Here is a 15,760-nt window from a genome sequence, read left to right as displayed (position 1 = left end):
GTAGTGGATACCGTCGCGGTCGATCCGGCAGCGGTCGACTCCCTGCTCGCGGCTCCGTCCGATAGCGCCGGCGTCCGCCCGGATTCCCTTCGCGCCCCGGTCCGGCGCGCCCTCGATCTCTCTCGCCTCGTCCCTTTTGCTTCCGACAACCGCGGCATTACCGTACACGACAGCTTGCCGGCGTTGCTTCCGGATCGGGAGGCCGCGGATCAGTTGGCGCGGGAGGGTGGGTCGTTTTTGTATGATTTCGGTGGCCCTGGATGGCCGGATGGGTGGAGTCCGCTCGGGCTCAACCCGCGACAGGTGGGGCTGCAGGTGCAGGGCATCGACTACACCGACCCTATCACCGGCCGGCCCCTGTTGGAGATCCTGCCCATGGCCTGGCTCGATCCGCTGCGGCTGCAGCCGGGCCGGCTGGGCCGCGCCGCTTCGGTCGGAGCCCGTTTACGGGCCTACGACTCTCCACGGCCTATTTCCGAAATTCGATACGGCTCCAGCAAAGACGGCCTCCAGAGTGTGCTGGTGTTGCACGCCCAGCGCCGGCGCGTGCGCTTCGTTGCCGAGCCAGGCCTGTTGAGCTTCGCGCTGGGGTATGGCGGCCACGGCGCCGACGGCGAGTACCCGGGGAGCAAGCTCACGTCTGGCCGGCAATTATTGGCCCGCCTCCGGCTTCAGCAGTCGTTCGGTAGCCTCGAAATCGTCAACCTCCAGAACCGCCAGCGCCTCGGCGCCCACGGCGGCGTGATCCCGTTCGGGGCGGATTACACTACGATCTACGCCCGCATCGGAGCGCAGGTGGAGAACGAGTCTGCCCAACGCGCCATTATCCATAACGACCTCATCGCCACGCTTCGCGCCTCGCTGATCCCGGGATGGGCCGAGCCCTTTGAGGCCACGGGGTACTGGACGGCGCAGACTTTCCGGTACGCATTCGGAAGCGACACCCTGTCGGCCGTCACCCGCCGGCTGGGCTACCGGTTGTTGCAACCCCTTGTGCAGGCGGGCGCATTCGAGGCCGATGCGCGCGCCGAGGGCTGGACGGAGCGCCTTGCAGAGAGCACAGTGTTCCCCGATTCGCTGGACCTGCGCCGCCGCAACTTCCACGCCGGCGCCTACATTGCTTATCGTAGGGACCGGCTCGAGATGACGGCTGATGCCGGCTTCCATGTCGTGACGGACGATGTTTTTCCCGGCGGCGCCGCACGCGCCGAATGGCAGCCAGCGGAAGGCTTCCGAATCTTCGCCGAGGCATCACGCGCCGGCCAAACAGCATCCTGGATCGATCACTACGGCTGGGATGGACGCGTGACGCCACTGGAATCGATACAGGCAGGGCGCACGACCATGGGCCGCGCCGGGGTGGGCGTGACGCTGGGCGTGTTCGATGTGAGCGTATCGCCTTTCGGGCACCAGACCGTTGACGCCTTTGACCTGTTCGAAAGGGGCGGTGATTCCGTGGATGTCCGCCTACTCGACGCGCCGGTCCGCTGGGTGGGTGTATCGACCGACCTCGGTTTTCGACGGGAGGCAGTGCGAGGGTTTTATCTCACGCTGAGCCCGACTGTGTATCGGTATGCCGGCGACACCGCGACTTCCGATGCGCGCCGGGTGGCCGCAAGCCTGCCGGAAGTGTTCGTGCGCGGCCGGTCGGGATTGCGGTATCTGTTGTTCCGGGGGGATCTGGAGATGGATCTGTACGTCCAGGCGCGGCTGTGGACCCCCTTCCGAAGCCGCGCGCTCCATCCACAGACCGGATTGCTGGCGCTGCCGGCCGAGACCGGGCGGGAGGTACTCGGGTCCCTCGCCGCCGATGTCGTGCTGGAGGCCGGCGTCCGCACGGCGACGATTTTTGTGGCGTTCGACAATGTGCTGAGCGGTTCCGGCGTCATCCCTGGCAACATGCTCGTGCCCGACTATCCGCTGCCGCAACAACGCTTCCGCCTTGGCGTCTACTGGCCCATATTTGATTAAATGGCAACCCAGGACCCCATCCTACCCAGCATCTACGAATCCGAGGCGCTTCGCCGCATCGAGGCCTGGAAACGCCCCGACCAGGCGTGGTGGGAGCGGGCGGCGGCTCGGGTGCAGCAGACGATGGACGACGCCGGCGATCAGCTGAGGCGGATTCCGGGGGTGGATTGGACGATCGACAATGTCGTTACGGGGCTACTTCGCCTGATCAACGAGATCACGCAGGATCTGGTCTGGCGGGAGGGCATCTACCGAGAGTTTCATCGGGTGGGATTTCAGGAGGTGGTGGGTCCGGACGATATCGCCTGGCTCGATCTGGAGGTGCTGGATCGCGCGCTGGAGGGGTTGTCGGGCAAATATGTGAGCCTTGCGGCCGTGGAGGGCACGGCGACAGGATTTGCCGGCGCCTCGGGCATTCTGCCCGATATCGTGGCGCTTGTCGCGCTCAACCTGCGGGCGGCCGGCGAATACGCCACCTATTGCGGGTTTGATATCACCCTTCCCGAGGAGCGGCTGTACGCCCTCAGCATCCTGGACGCCGCGGCGTTGCCGGCCGCCGAACGCCATCGGGCCGAAGCTCGCCTCAGTGAGGCGAACACCCACGTAGCCCGGTCCAAAACCACCCGATCGATCAACTCGATGGTGGTGGGGGGCGCTCTGTCCTCCGTCGCCCGCTCACTGGCGCTACGCCTCACCCGGAGCAAGTTGCTGCAATTCATGCCCGTGGCCGGGGCCCTGCTCGCCGGCGGGTTTAATTCATTTTACACCCATACCGTGTGCGACGCGGCGTTCCATCTCTACCGCGAGCGGTTTCTGAAACAGAAATATGGGGAAGGAGAAGTGGGAAGGGAAAAGTGAAAAGTTAACAGTGAAGAGTGGGGACGGGGCGGCCTGCAATCGGAAGGAGAAGGGGGGCTGAGAATTTTTTGTCGCCTGGAACTTGTACATATCATGCACATATGTTACTATATGTATAAGCTCACGACACGGTATGCAGATCTGCCAATCTGAATCGCAACCCTCAAACGACGCAACCGACATGATGGACTTCACGCTTTACTCCCGGCCGCGCCTCGGCCTGAGCGACACCCAGTGGGACCTCGTCAAGGATCTGTTCGACTGCCGGCGCAAGCGCAAGCACGACCTCCGCGGCATCGTGGACGGCATTCTTTACGTCCTCCAGTCCGAAGAAAACTGGCGGATGCTGCCGGCCTCGTTTGCGCCATGGCAGACGGTCTATTACTACTTCGACACGTGGCGCAAGAGCGGCCTGTGGTTTCAACTCGTGCAGCGCCTGCCCGAGGAGCTGCGGTCCCAGCTGATCGCCGACGCCCGTCCGTCGCTTTCGTTGGTGGACATGGCCATGCCGGCGTGGATGAACGCGCCGAGCACGTACGCCGCGCCTCGTGCGCAGGCCGGCTACACGCGCCGGTTCAGCTGGACCAGCGAGCAGCCCGCCGCCCGCGCCGGAAGCCAGGCGGCGTGAATGGAATGGTTGGCAGGTTGGCAGGTTACAAGTTTCAAGTTCCTTGGACCATCCAACCTGCCAACCTGCAACCTGCCAACCTCAAACCGTACTCCGCGTCTTCCGGAGGGCGCACAGGAAGAACCCTTCCGTTTGCACGGTAGGGAGGACGCGGCGAGCGTCGGCGATGGCGGGGTTGAAGGTGCGTTTGTTCCAGCCGGCGAGGGGATCTGTCATTTCATCGATCAGCGGAGAGATGGGCTCGACGGTGAGGGCGTCCTCGAAGCGGCGGAGCATCCGGTCGATCACGGCCTCGTTTTCTTCCGGGGCCAGCGAGCACGTGGAGTAGACGAGGAGGCCGCCGGGGCGGAGGCACTGGATGGCGGAGAAGAGGAGCTGGCGTTGTTTGCGCTCCATCTCGTCGATTTTCCGTTCGCTCCAGTAGGCGTACGACTCCGGGTCGTTTTCATGGAAGCGGCCTTCGCTGGAGCACGGGGCGTCGAGTAACACGCGGTCGAAATATTCAGGGCGGTGTTTCCAGACGCGGGTGCCGTCTTGCAGGTACGTGCGGACCCACGGCGCGCCGTTCTCGCTGAGGTTACGCTTGAGTCGCATAAACCGGGGTTTGACCGGTTCGACGGCCGCGAGTTCGCCATCCCCCCTCATCATAGCGGCCAGCTGCAGGGTTTTACTGCCCGGCGCGGCGGCGAGGTCGAGCACGCGTTCGCCGGGTTGGGGAGCCAGAGCGAGGGGTGGGAGCATGCTGGAGAGGTTCTGGACGTAAAACCACCGATCGGCATACGCCGGCAGGGCGAGCAGGGCCTCCCGCCAGGCGGGTTCCACCCGGAAGGCATCGGCCATCCAGGGTACGGGATGGAAGGGGATCCCGGCCTCCTCGATCACGGCACGTACAGCCGAGTTCTCGGCACGTAGCGCGTTGACGCGGAAGGACGTCTCGCGCGGCGCCGTCATACCGTGTAACACGGCGTCGTATCGTGCAGCGGGCACGATGCGCTGGAGCCGATCGAGAAACAGGGAAGGAATCGGCATGGCGAAAGAGATCCGTGGGGGCGGGTGAAATGTACGTGGCGGCGGTGTTTTTTGTAGGTGTTCACGCTATCTTGGGGAGCCGTAGCACGCACATCGCCGCCGCATCCTTTCGACTTCGCCTATGAGCTCCCGGAGAGGCCAGAACGCCATCAAATGTTCCTTCTGTAACCGATCGGCCAACGAAGTGGCGTCGATGGTGGCCGGTCCCGATGTCTACATCTGCGACCGGTGCATCCACGATGCGGCCGGCATTGTGCGGAACGACATGGCAACCTACCGGAACGAGCCGAACCCGACGGGCCGGCGGCAGGGGCCGCGGCACGTGCGCCTCAACCCGATGGATCTGAAGCGCGCCCTCGATGAGTACGTCATCGGCCAGGAGCGCGCCAAGAAGTCCCTCTGCGTCGCCGTCTACAACCACTACAAGCGGATCGAGGCCGAAGAGTTTCTGCCCGAGTTCGCCGACGTGGAGATTGAGAAGTCGAATATTCTGATGATCGGCCCCACGGGTACCGGCAAGACGTTGCTGGCCCGAACGCTGGCTCGTATCCTCGACGTGCCCTTCTCGATTTCGGATGCCACGGCGCTGACCGAGGCCGGCTATGTGGGGGAGGATGTCGAGAGCATCCTGGCGCATTTGCTGCATGCGGCGGATTTCAACGTCGAGCGCGCCGAGCGGGGCATCATCTACATCGACGAGATCGACAAGATCGCCCGGAAGAGCGACAACGCCTCAATCACCCGGGACGTCTCCGGCGAGGGGGTACAGCAGGCGTTGCTGAAGATCCTGGAGGGCACCGTGGCCGGCGTGCCTCCCAAAGGGGGGCGCAAACACCCCGAGCAGAGCCTGATCAACATCGACACTCGGAATATCCTGTTTATCTGTGGCGGGGCGTTCGAGGGGCTCGATTCGATCATCGCGCGCCGCATTTCCAGTAACACCATCGGCTTCCTGACCGGCTCGCAGCACAAAGTCGAACGCGACGATCCCCATCTGTTCCAGCATGTAGAGCCGAACGACTTGCTACGCTTCGGCCTCATCCCGGAGCTTATCGGCCGCGTCCCTGTAATCGCCCCACTCGATAAATTATCGGACGAGGCGATGACGATGATCCTCACCGAGCCTAAAAACGCACTGGTCAAGCAGTATCAGAAGTTGCTCGCCATGGATGGGGTGGATCTCTCCTTCGATGATGGGGCCATCTCGGCAATTGTGAAACGAGCGCGCGAATTGGGAACCGGCGCGCGGGGCTTACGGTCGGTTATGGAGTCGATCATGCTGGATATCATGTTCGACATGCACTCACGCATGCACGCCGGCGCCTGTCGCATTACGGCGTCGACCGTGCTCAACGGCGAAGCGCCTCTTATTGAAGAGCGTAAGGCAAGCGCCTGAGGTGCGGATCCCCTCACGCATCAGGTATCATCGTGGCTCATCTGAAACTCTTATGGCGCTATATCAAAGCCCTGTTCCAGATTCTGGAAGATCGTAACGGGTTACTACTCGCCCAGGCGATCGGCTTCAAGGTGCTCATCACCATCATCCCCCTGGCCATATTTTCAACCGGTATTCTGGGGGGCATGCTCCAGAACGAACGCGTGGCGGACACCGCGCTGGACTTCGTGGGCGGGCTGATCCCCGGGTACCTGGGCGAGGTGACATCGTTCATCGAACGACTCCAGGATTCCAGCGGCACCTTCACATGGGTTGGGGCGCTCGGGCTGCTCGTGTCGCTGTGGCTGATTCTGAATTCGCTCGAAACGATCGTTAGCACCTTCATCATGGGGGACATGCGCGAGCGCCGGCCGATGTTGCGCCGGCAGCTGTTTGTTGTACAGATCATGCTGCAAGTAGGATTAGCGTTTCTACTGACCGTCGCCCTGACCGCCGGCATCCACGCCGTGAACCGATCGGGCCTCGACCTCCTTCATTATATAGGGCTCGATCAAGTATGGGTGGAATCCGGGTGGCGGCGGACGATCAATTTCCTGGGGCTAGTGATCCCCTATCTGCTCACCATGTCGATGTTTTTTCAGCTCTACTTCTTCATCCCCCGGCCGCATCCGCCGGTGCGGAGTGCGCTGGTGGGCACGGTGGTGGCGGCGACGTTGTGGGAGCTGGCTAAATTCCTCTTCACGTTTTACGCTACCCGCGTGGACACGTTCGAGCGGTACAGCGGGGACGCCGGCGAAAGCGGCGTCGCGGCGCTGGGGGATGCGTTCGGGTTGGTGCTGGCGATCGTCGTCTGGGCCTACTACAGCGGGGTCGTGCTGATCGTCGGCGCCATCACGGTGCAGCTTCACGAGAAACATGGATGGGGTCGGCTGCATATCCAGTCGTCCAGCGCCGCCTGAGCGCCCCCACCGTTGGTCCGCTTCGCCCCGTTGCTCCATGCGCCACCTGATCCCTCTCTGGTGTTGGCTGATCGTCGCCGCAGCGCTGCTGGGCGGGCCGGCGCGCGTGGCCGGCGGGCAGCCGCTGAACCTGATCGACGCGGATACCCAGGTTCGGCGCATCTCGTTCGTATTTCAGGGTCGGTCGTCCACCTTCGACAAAGAGGACCTTCTCCCTAACATCGCCACGCGGGGGCCGGGTTTCTGGGATCGCTTCAGGCGCCTCAATCCATTTCGAGAACCGGTTGAGTACCCATTCGACCCCATCGAGCTCCAGAAAGATGTCGTCCGCCTCCGCCGATTCTACGCCCAGAACGGATACCCGGCCGCACGTATTAGTTACGCGGCATCCCAGCTGGACACCACCTCGAACCGGATCCACATCATCCTCGGAATTCAAGAGGGGCAGCCCGTCATCATCCAGGATGTGGGGTTTCAGAACCCGGAGGGGGACCATATCTACACCGAATTCGACGAACGGCTCCGCGAGGAATGGTTTCGCTTCCGGGACCAACTCTCGTTGCGCGCCGGCGATCGTTACACCGAGGTGGAACGGCTCGACATCCAGGACCGCCTCCTCGAATGGTTGCAGGGGAGGGGTTTTGCTTTCGCCCGGGTCGATGCCGACGTGGCGACTGACACCTTGTATCTCGCGGCGGACCTCACGTACACGATCACGCCGGGTCCGGTCGGCACCATCGCCGCCATCGAGGTCGAGGGGGCGACATCGGTCGGCCAGCAGGTTGTCCGCCGTGAACTGCCGTTTTCCGTCGGGGATCGGTACGACAATCGGAAACTGCGCGACGGGCAGCGGCAGCTCTTCGGGCTGAACCTGTTTCGGGTCGCCCTGGCCGACCTTCCCGAGCAGCCGGCAGACAGCACCGTCGACGTCCGCATCCGGGTGCGGGAGGCTAAACCACGCTACGTGACGGCCGAGACCGGGTATTCGCGCGAACTCGGCATCGGCTTCAACGGGGAGTGGCTGAACCGCAATTTTGTCGGCGGGGCGCGCAACCTCACGGCCCGTGTGTCGGCCGAGACCGGGCTGCTGGGGACCACCGGCGGCTTTACGTCGGTCAACTCCGTAGGCAAACTGCCGGCGCGGCTCTTTCGGTTTTCGCTCTCGCTGCGTCAGCCGTATCTCGTCTCGAACCGAACCTCTGCCATTGTCTCCCCATTCGTCGAATTTCGTAACGATCCGCAGCTGCCGGCGAGTAACCGATTCCTGGATATCAATCGGGGGGAGTACGGAGTGAGCTCGACCTTCATCTACGAAATCCTGCCCTATCGGCCGGTGACCGTGCAGCACACCCTCAGCCGTATCCTGCAGCAGTTTTCATCGGCCCGCGCCAGCACCCTGAGTGCGCGCGATCTCTACAACCAGAGCACCCTCGGCATCAACGCGACGATCGGATGGGCAGATAATTACATCGCGCCGTCCAGCGGCTTTCTGGCGCGGCCGTTTATCGAGACCGCGGGGCGCCTCTTCGGGTCGGGCGTGCAGTACAACAAGGCCGGGATCGAACTCGTCGGGTACATGCCGGCCACGCCTCGACTCAACATCAGCGGCCGGCTGTTTATGGGCTCGCTGTGGCCGTTTGCAAACAGCCGGCGAGGACTCGCAGGCCGATTCTGTGTCACGGACGAGTTGGCGGCGGGCGAGACCCGCGACGTCGCTCGCTGCCAGACGTATGAGACGAGGTTCGACCCCATCTTTTTCTATGCCGGCGGTAGTAGCGACGTCCGCGGCTGGGACTTTCAGCTCCTGGGCGATAAGGTGGCCCGGGCAGATACGCTCAAGGAGGATGGCGAGGTGGTGCTGGACGAAAACGGGGTGCCGGTCTTCTCGGGCTTCTACTTTGAACGCCTCGGGGGGACCGGCAAGCTGGCCGGCAACCTCGAGGTCCGTACCCCCCTGGGAAGCCGCCGCTCAAACTGGCTCGGGGCGGTGTTCCTGGATGCCGGTCAGGTGGCCAACGGGAGGTTCGCGGGGCGTAATTTTAAATACGCCGCCGGCGCCGGCATTCGCTATCGCTCCCTGGTGGGGTTCATTCGGCTCGACATCGCGTATAAGCTCAACCCGTCGCAGGCCGACCTCGTCCGGCCGGCGGGGGCCTTCCTGTTCGACAACGGTCTGTCCACTGAGCCGCCCCGCGAACGATTCATGCGCCGCTTCGGGCTGCATATCAGCATCGGGCAAGCGTTTTAAAAAAGGAAAAAGGAAAAAGGAAAAATGGAAAAGTAAAAGTGGAAAGCACTATCGGTAGGATCGACCCATAATCTATCTGCAAAAAACAACCCGACATATCGTCCGAATCTTCGGAATCGTGGCGGCGCTGCTGCTGGCCGTGGTGCTGCTGCTATTCACGCGTCCCGTGACGCGGTGGGTGGTGGAGATGGCGTTGGATCGGATCGAAATGGACGGAGCTCGCCTCACGGCCGGCGCGATAGACGGCCGCTTATGGACGCATCTGACCTTGATCGACACCCGGCTGGGCCGGCCCGGCGCCGTGGCACTGGCCGAGGCCGACACGATTACCGTGCGGTATGCGCTCGTCCCGCTACTCTGGAAGCAGGTGCACCTGCGCCGGGTGGCGGTGGTCGGGCTGCAGGTGTCGGCGGCGCAGGATTCGAGCAAAGCGTGGGATGTTTTCGCACTCTTCTCAGCCGACACCACGTCGAGCGCGTTCGAGGTGACGATTGACGACCTCGCATTACGGGATGGGCGGATCGACGCGGCCACGTTTGCGCCGGAGCGCGATTCCACGTATCACATCCGGGACATCGATCTGGCCCTCAAGCAATTCCATCTTGGCGAATCCCTCCGTTTTCAACTCGACACGCTCCGCGCCGACATCCTCTTTCCTGACACCACCCACCAGGTGGCTCTTCGCGCTCGTGCTGCGTTGCGCGAGGACGTATTGACGCTCGCCGGCCTGCGGATAACCTCACCCGGAAGTCAGGTCGATGGGGCCGGAACGCTCCGGCTTTCCACGAACGCGCGCCCCCTGGACGAGGCCACGTTATCGCTTCACGCCCGCCCGATCGCCTTCGACGACATCCGCCTCTTCTGGCCTTCCCTGGCGCCGGGAGGTGAGGCCACGCTCGATCTTCTGGCGACGAGCGACTCGGGTACGGTGCGGGGTGAACTAACGGCCGACTTCCCGGGTGGCGGCCGGGTCGAAGCGTCTGTATTTGCCCGTCCTTACGCCGGCACGCCGTTGTTGTATCGTTTGCATGCGTTGTTGACCGAGGTCGACCCCGGTCTGTTCGCAGGACCTGACTATCAAGGCGCGATCGACGCCCGTCTTGAGATCATTCTAGAGGGGGTAGACGTCGATTCGCTCGACGGGGAGGTCCACCTCGACGTTCCCGGTGCCCGTGTAGGCGCCATCGCCATGGACTCGTCGGCCCTCGATGTCTATTTCGTCCGGGGCGCGGCGCGGATCGACCTGGGGGCCCATCTCGGCGCCGGCCGGCTCGTGGCCGCCGGCACGGCCCGCCCGTTCGACGACGCTCCATCGTATGACATCGTCGGCCGGATGGACCGTATCGATATCGGGCGTATCGGCCTGTTGGCCGACGTGAGGAGTGATCTGAATGGGGCGTTTCAGGTGGATGGCTCCGGCATCGACCCCGCGACGGCGTCTGCGACACTCGGCCTCCAGCTGGAACCCTCCACGCTGAACGATTCACGCTCGAGCACCGGCGAAGCCCGGTTGAGCCTCATGGATGGCCGGTTGAACTTCGAAACCGCGCTTCAGGCGGGCGCCGGGCGCCTCAACGCGCGCGGCCTGCTGGGGCTGGAGGCGCCCTATACCCTGCGCGTGGAGGAAGGGTTGTTCGATGGGATCGATGTCGCGGCGCTGGTGGGGGATACTACGCGCAACCTCGTCCGCGGCACGTTTACGGCGGAGGCCGAGGGGAATACCATCGAAGACCTCGAGCTCGCTGCCCGGCTGACGTTGGAAGACTCGTATTATGGTCGTTACCACGTCAACGACGGATCGATCGAACTGACGATGCAGCGAGGGCAGGCCACCTTCGCTCTAGCTGGCGATCTGCGGGGCGGTACGCTTCAGCTCGTCGGCGCCGGCCGGCCGTTTGACCCCGAACCCACCTTTACGGTCGATTTCGGGCGGTTCGATGGCGTCGATCTGGGGGTGTTGCTGGGCAACCCGGAGGTCTCGACCGCCCTCAATGCAACGATCGAGGGGCAGGGAACGGGTGGTGAAAACCCGGATATCGAAGCCCGCATCGTCTTCGGGTCTTCGCGCGTCAATGGGCAGTCCGTGCTTGGCGCCACGGCCACGGCCGTGTACGCCGGCGACTCGTTGTTCGTCGAGTTGGATATCGCGCTGCCCGAGGGCGAAAACCGCCTGGCCGGCTGGATGCACCAGCGCGACGAGGTGTGGGTGTACGAGATCGATGGAGAACGGATTGACGGCATCGACGTGGGCGCCTGGCTGGGCCGAGAGGAGTGGGAGACCGACCTCAACGGAGCATTTGCCGCTGCCGGTCGCGGCTTCGATCCGGCGACGATGGCGCTGGACGCCACGCTCTCGCTGGCATCCTCCGAGGTGAATGGAGCATCTATCGAGGAAGTCGCGCTCGCCGGCCGGCTCCGCAACGGCGACGGCGAGGCCACGGCGCGTATCCGGTCTGGCGACGGCACGGCCGAGGTCGACGCGCGTGTCCGGGGGCTCGGTGTACAGCCTACCTATGCCGTCGAGGGCGCTTTTGAGGCATTCGACATGGCCCGGCTCATGGGGCTCGACACGCTGGCGAGTCATGTGACCGGTTCGTTTCAGGCCGAAGGCACGGCACGTCGCGGAGCCGGCGCGCTGCAGCTGGCCGGCTCCGTCGAGCTGGACGCAGGGTTGCTGTATGGTGTGGCCATCGAAGGCGGGCACACCCGTTTCCTCATCGACCGGGGCGTGGCGCACATCGACACGGTGTGGCTGGCGACCGATGTGTTTGCCCTGGCCGGCGCCGGCGCCGTGGCGCTCGATGCGCGACCGGGCCGCCGGGCGGCCGAACTGGATGTTTCCGGTCAACTACGCGACCTGGCGCCGTTGCGTCGTTTTCTTGATGTGGATGCCCTCAGTGTCCAGGGTGGGGAGGTGGAGGCCCGGCTCTTCAGCCGGCCGAACGACTACCGTCTCGAGTCGAACCTCGAACTCACCGGCCTCACGTACGGATCGACCCGAATAGCCGATGCGCGGGCGCGGTGGATTGCCGGCCTGGCGACGGATCGCACGCTGGTGAACAGCGAGGTATTCGGCCAAATCGACATCGTTTCCCTGCCCGGTTTTGTCGTCGAGCGCGTCCAATTCGATGGGTCGTTCGAGGATGAACGGCTGCCTTTTGCGCTGGAAGCCTACATGGATGAGCGGCGGCAAGCACGGGTGTCCGGCACGGCGTACACCGCCGCCGATAGCCAGCGGGTGGACCTGGAAGACCTGCGGATCGTGCTGGATGGCGACGTGTGGACCCTCGATCGAGTAGCGACCGTATCGTATGGCGGGCAGTACCGCGTCCGCAACTTCCTGCTGGAGAGCGACGATCAACAGATTGCCGTGGATGGAGTCGTGGACCTTGCCGGGGACCAGAACCTGGGTGTCAGCATCGACGCGTTTCGGCTGGAGGCGGTTACTGAGATGCTGGGCTACGAGGGGCTCTCGGGCCGGCTCACGGGTAACCTGGATCTGCGCGGGCCGGCCGCGGCGCCACGTCTTATTTCCAGCCTCAACCTTGTGATCGGCTCCCGCGGAGAGCCCGTGGGCGACCTCGGGCTGGTGGCGCGTTATGACAGCCTCCAGCTGCAGCTGGACGTCCTGATGAAGCACATCGACGGCAGCACGTTGTCGATCAACGGATTCCTGCCTGCCAATCTCGCGCTCGCCGCCGACTCCGTCGAAGCCATGACCGTCCGCTCGAGTATGGCGGAAGGGCCCGTGGAAATCAATGCGCAGGCGGACTCCTTCGCGATCGGCTGGATCTTGCCGTTTGTGGATAAGGAGCTGATGGATCGGCTCGAGGGAACCCTGACGACGCGACTCCAGGTGGATGGCACGGCCGCCGCCCCTCGATTGCAGGGCGAAGGGCGCCTCCGGTTGTCTGACATGCGCGCGCCGTTTCTCGGCGTCAGGTACGACGGGCTGAGTCTCGACGTTTCGACGCGGGACAACATCGTCTATATCGACGATGCGCATGCCCTTACGGGGAGTGGGCGAGTCGACGCCGCCGGCGTATTGGTCATGACGAGCCTGACGGAGGGTGCGTTTGATGTGGACATCACGGCCAGGGAATTTCTGGCGGTGGATGCGGCCGCGTACCGCGCCGTGGCGTCCGCGACGGCGCGCCTTGAAGGGACCCTGGCGAACCCGGCGCTGAGCGGAGATCTGCTCCTGCGAAGCGGCGATATTTATCTAGACGCATGGACGAGTGAGGAGGATAGTGACGTCGATTTTACGCCGGCGGATGTGCTGATGCTCGAGCGAACCTTCGGCGTCCGCGTGACGGGAAAAGATACCACGTCGTTCGATCTCTACGAGGCGATGTCGATGGATCTCGACGTGCGGATGGATCGCGACATCTGGCTGAGGTCCCGCCTCAACCCTGAGATGACGATCCAGTTCACGGGGAGCCTGGACCTCATGAAGGAGCCCTATCAAGAGGCTACCGTGTTTGGAGCCATCGAAGTGGTCCCGGAGCGCAGTTACATCAAGGAATTCGGGAAGCGGTTCGCGATTCAGATGGGGACACTTTCGTTTAATGGGAGTGCCACGGAGCCGGTCATGGCCATCCAGGCCCAGTACGAAGTCCCCACCCAGCGGAGCCAGGAAAATGCGGTCATCATCAATCTGGACGCGGAGGGGCGTTTCGACGAGCTCAACCTCACGCTCAGTTCCGAGCCGGCGATGGAGCTGACCGACATCGTGAGCTACATCGCTACAGGCCAGCCGGCGAGCGAGGCCCTGCAGCTTGGAGGGGCGTCCAATAACACATTCGCCAGTGCCGGCCGCGGCTTCGCCGTAAGCCAGGGGATGGGATTATTGACAGGCGCCATCGAGAACCTCGTAAGCCGGTCGGGCCTGGAGCTCGATGTCATCCAGATCGAAACGAGCCCGAGCGGCCGAGGGGCCACCGTCACGGCCGGAAAATATGTCACGCCAAGGGTATATACTTCCGTCAGCCAACCGATCGGCGGCGCCGCAAACGGAGGGGCGACACAAGAAGTTGGGACCGTCGTCACTCTCGAACTGCAACTCGTAAACGCCCTGCTGTTACGCCTTCTCGGGGGCGAGTCGTCCATCCAGATCAATCTGCTGTGGCAGCATGCGTACTGAAGGGTTTAAGGTTAAAGGATTAAGGATCAACGCGTAAAGGGCGTGCCCTTAAACCTTGAACCCTTCCCGTGAAGGACACTCGAACTTTAATCGGTTACACTTTAATCTGGAATCGGCTCTCCCGTGAGGAACGATTTTAGAGTCCGACTCGCTGGCTTCCTGATCTCCCCCGTGCCGATTTTCGCCAGCCATGACCGCGTCGTCCAATAAATTAGTATCCCGCCATCCTTCCGTGCTTTCGGGGCCCGAGATGTTGTTGTTTGGCGGAGGGGCCCTGCTGTTTCTGGCGCTGTTGTTTGTGATGGAGGCGATCCTCAACCCCGCGATCCTGGCGGGGGCGTGCGTGATTCTGCTCTGGCCGATCCGGCATCACAAGATTGCGCATGCCATCCTGTTTTCGGGTGGCTTTCTGCTGCTGGTATGGTTCTTCGTGGAAGTCTCCGGCGTGCTTGTGCCGTTTGTCGGTGTCTATATCCTGGCTTACCTTTTCGATCCCATCGTCACGCATCTCCATCGCCGGCACGGAGTGCATCGGGGGCTGACGTCGTTTGTGGTGACGATGCTGATCGTGAGCGTGGTGGCGTTATTTGCGCTCTTTCTCATTCCCAACGTGCTCAATCAGCTCGATTCGATTGGGGAACACGTGACGGCGAGTCTTCAGCAGTTTCGTTCGTGGATGCTGACATCGCCCCTGTTGAACTACGCCATGCCGTCGGACCTTGAGAAGGAGGCGCTGGCCAGCCGGCTCACGGAGTCGCTCCGGTCGTATGCCGGGGCATGGACGGCGAGCATCCCCTCCAACGTAACCGAGATGGTGCAGTCCTTCGGCCCGCTGTTCAGCGTGCTCATGATGGCCCTGGTGATGCCCATTATCCTATTTTACATGCTCAAGGATTACCGGGTGATCAAGGCGGGCCTCATCGAGTTGCTGCCGCTGGTTGGCGGGCAACGGAAATATCTCAAAAAGGTGAGCCGCATCGTGGGCAACTACCTGCGGGGGCAGTTGACGATCAGCGCGATCGGTGGGATCGTGGTGACTGTTGCCCTGATGATCGCCGACGTGCCGTTTGCCCTGTTGATCGGGATGATCGCCGGCCTGATGAACATGATCCCCAATCTGGGCGCCATACTCACCAATCTCGTGGGCATCAGCATCGCCCTCGTTTTTGGCGAACGTGGGATTCTGGACGTGGTGCTGGTCGTCACGATCTTAATGGGGCAGTCGTTGTTGGAGCAGGCCATTCTCATCCCCAGGATCCTGAGCCACCATGTCGGGCTGCACCCCGTGCTCATCCTATTTTCCCTGTTTGTTTTCGGGGCGCTGATGGGCATTCTCGGGCTGTTTGTCGCGGTGCCGACCATGGCGCTGATCGCCACGGTATACCAGACCTACCGGGGACAGGTCAGCTTCGATCTCACCGAGTACGCCAACCCCAACAAGCCGGCCGGCGAGACGCACTACCATATCGTCAGCGGCGTAACAACCCCCCCCGACCAAGAACGCAAATACCGGACACAGACTCTCGAG

The 15,760-nt window shown here is 63.1% G+C and carries 9 protein-coding genes; 8 read left to right on the top strand and 1 reads right to left on the bottom strand.

Going from position 1 to position 15,760, the window contains the following annotated elements; all coding sequences use genetic code 11:
* The 3 genes from SH809_13690 to SH809_13680 form a co-directional block, all read left to right on the top strand.
* The coding region (locus SH809_13690; GenBank protein ID MDZ4700756.1) for a putative porin at positions 1 to 1,971 on the top strand (1,971 nt) is incomplete at its 5' end.
* Positions 1,972 to 2,829 (top strand): EcsC family protein, encoded by an 858-nt coding sequence (locus SH809_13685; protein ID MDZ4700755.1) that lies wholly within the window; start codon positions 1,972 to 1,974, stop codon positions 2,827 to 2,829.
* A 181-nt stretch (positions 2,830 to 3,010) separates the two neighbouring features.
* Complete coding sequence (locus SH809_13680; GenBank protein ID MDZ4700754.1) at positions 3,011 to 3,457, top strand: transposase; 447 nt, start codon at positions 3,011 to 3,013, stop codon at positions 3,455 to 3,457.
* 81 nt (positions 3,458 to 3,538) lie between these two features.
* Here SH809_13680 and SH809_13675 read toward each other — a convergent pair whose 3' ends face one another.
* Positions 3,539 to 4,486, bottom strand: coding sequence for an RsmB/NOP family class I SAM-dependent RNA methyltransferase (locus SH809_13675; GenBank protein ID MDZ4700753.1), 948 nt, complete (start codon positions 4,484 to 4,486; stop codon positions 3,539 to 3,541).
* 121 nt (positions 4,487 to 4,607) lie between these two features.
* Here SH809_13675 and clpX point away from each other — a divergent pair, with 121 nt between their 5' ends.
* From clpX to SH809_13650, 5 genes are all read left to right on the top strand, one after another.
* The gene (gene clpX / locus SH809_13670; protein MDZ4700752.1) at positions 4,608 to 5,882 is read left to right on the top strand and encodes an ATP-dependent Clp protease ATP-binding subunit ClpX; all 1,275 of its coding nucleotides are present in this window, start codon (positions 4,608 to 4,610) and stop codon (positions 5,880 to 5,882) included.
* Between the two features lie 32 nt (positions 5,883 to 5,914).
* Complete coding sequence (locus SH809_13665; protein ID MDZ4700751.1) at positions 5,915 to 6,841, top strand: YihY/virulence factor BrkB family protein; 927 nt, start codon at positions 5,915 to 5,917, stop codon at positions 6,839 to 6,841.
* Positions 6,842 to 6,878: 37 nt separating this feature from the next.
* On the top strand, positions 6,879 to 9,089 hold the full coding sequence (locus SH809_13660; protein ID MDZ4700750.1) for a BamA/TamA family outer membrane protein: 2,211 nt from the start codon (positions 6,879 to 6,881) through the stop codon (positions 9,087 to 9,089).
* Positions 9,090 to 9,207: 118 nt separating this feature from the next.
* On the top strand, positions 9,208 to 14,232 hold the full coding sequence (locus tag SH809_13655; protein MDZ4700749.1) for a translocation/assembly module TamB domain-containing protein: 5,025 nt from the start codon (positions 9,208 to 9,210) through the stop codon (positions 14,230 to 14,232).
* Positions 14,233 to 14,422: 190 nt separating this feature from the next.
* Positions 14,423 to 15,760 (top strand): AI-2E family transporter (locus tag SH809_13650; GenBank protein ID MDZ4700748.1); only part of this gene is annotated, 1,338 nt, incomplete at its 3' end.

It is taken from the genome of Rhodothermales bacterium (assembly GCA_034439735.1).
In the GTDB taxonomy this organism is placed as follows: Bacteria; Bacteroidota; Rhodothermia; order Rhodothermales; family JAHQVL01; genus JAWKNW01.
The sequence above is the reverse complement of the archived record's forward strand: the minus strand, read 5'-3'. Positions and strand labels throughout refer to the sequence as shown.

Coding starts and splice junctions, on each gene's coding strand:
- SH809_13675 (MDZ4700753.1), bottom strand. CDS start 4,486: ATGCCGATTCCTTCCCTGTTTCTCGATCGGCTCCAGCGCATCGTGCCC.
- SH809_13680 (MDZ4700754.1), top strand. CDS start 3,011: ATGATGGACTTCACGCTTTACTCCCGGCCGCGCCTCGGCCTGAGCGAC.
- clpX (MDZ4700752.1), top strand. CDS start 4,608: ATGAGCTCCCGGAGAGGCCAGAACGCCATCAAATGTTCCTTCTGTAAC.
- SH809_13685 (MDZ4700755.1), top strand. CDS start 1,972: ATGGCAACCCAGGACCCCATCCTACCCAGCATCTACGAATCCGAGGCG.
- SH809_13660 (MDZ4700750.1), top strand. CDS start 6,879: ATGCGCCACCTGATCCCTCTCTGGTGTTGGCTGATCGTCGCCGCAGCG.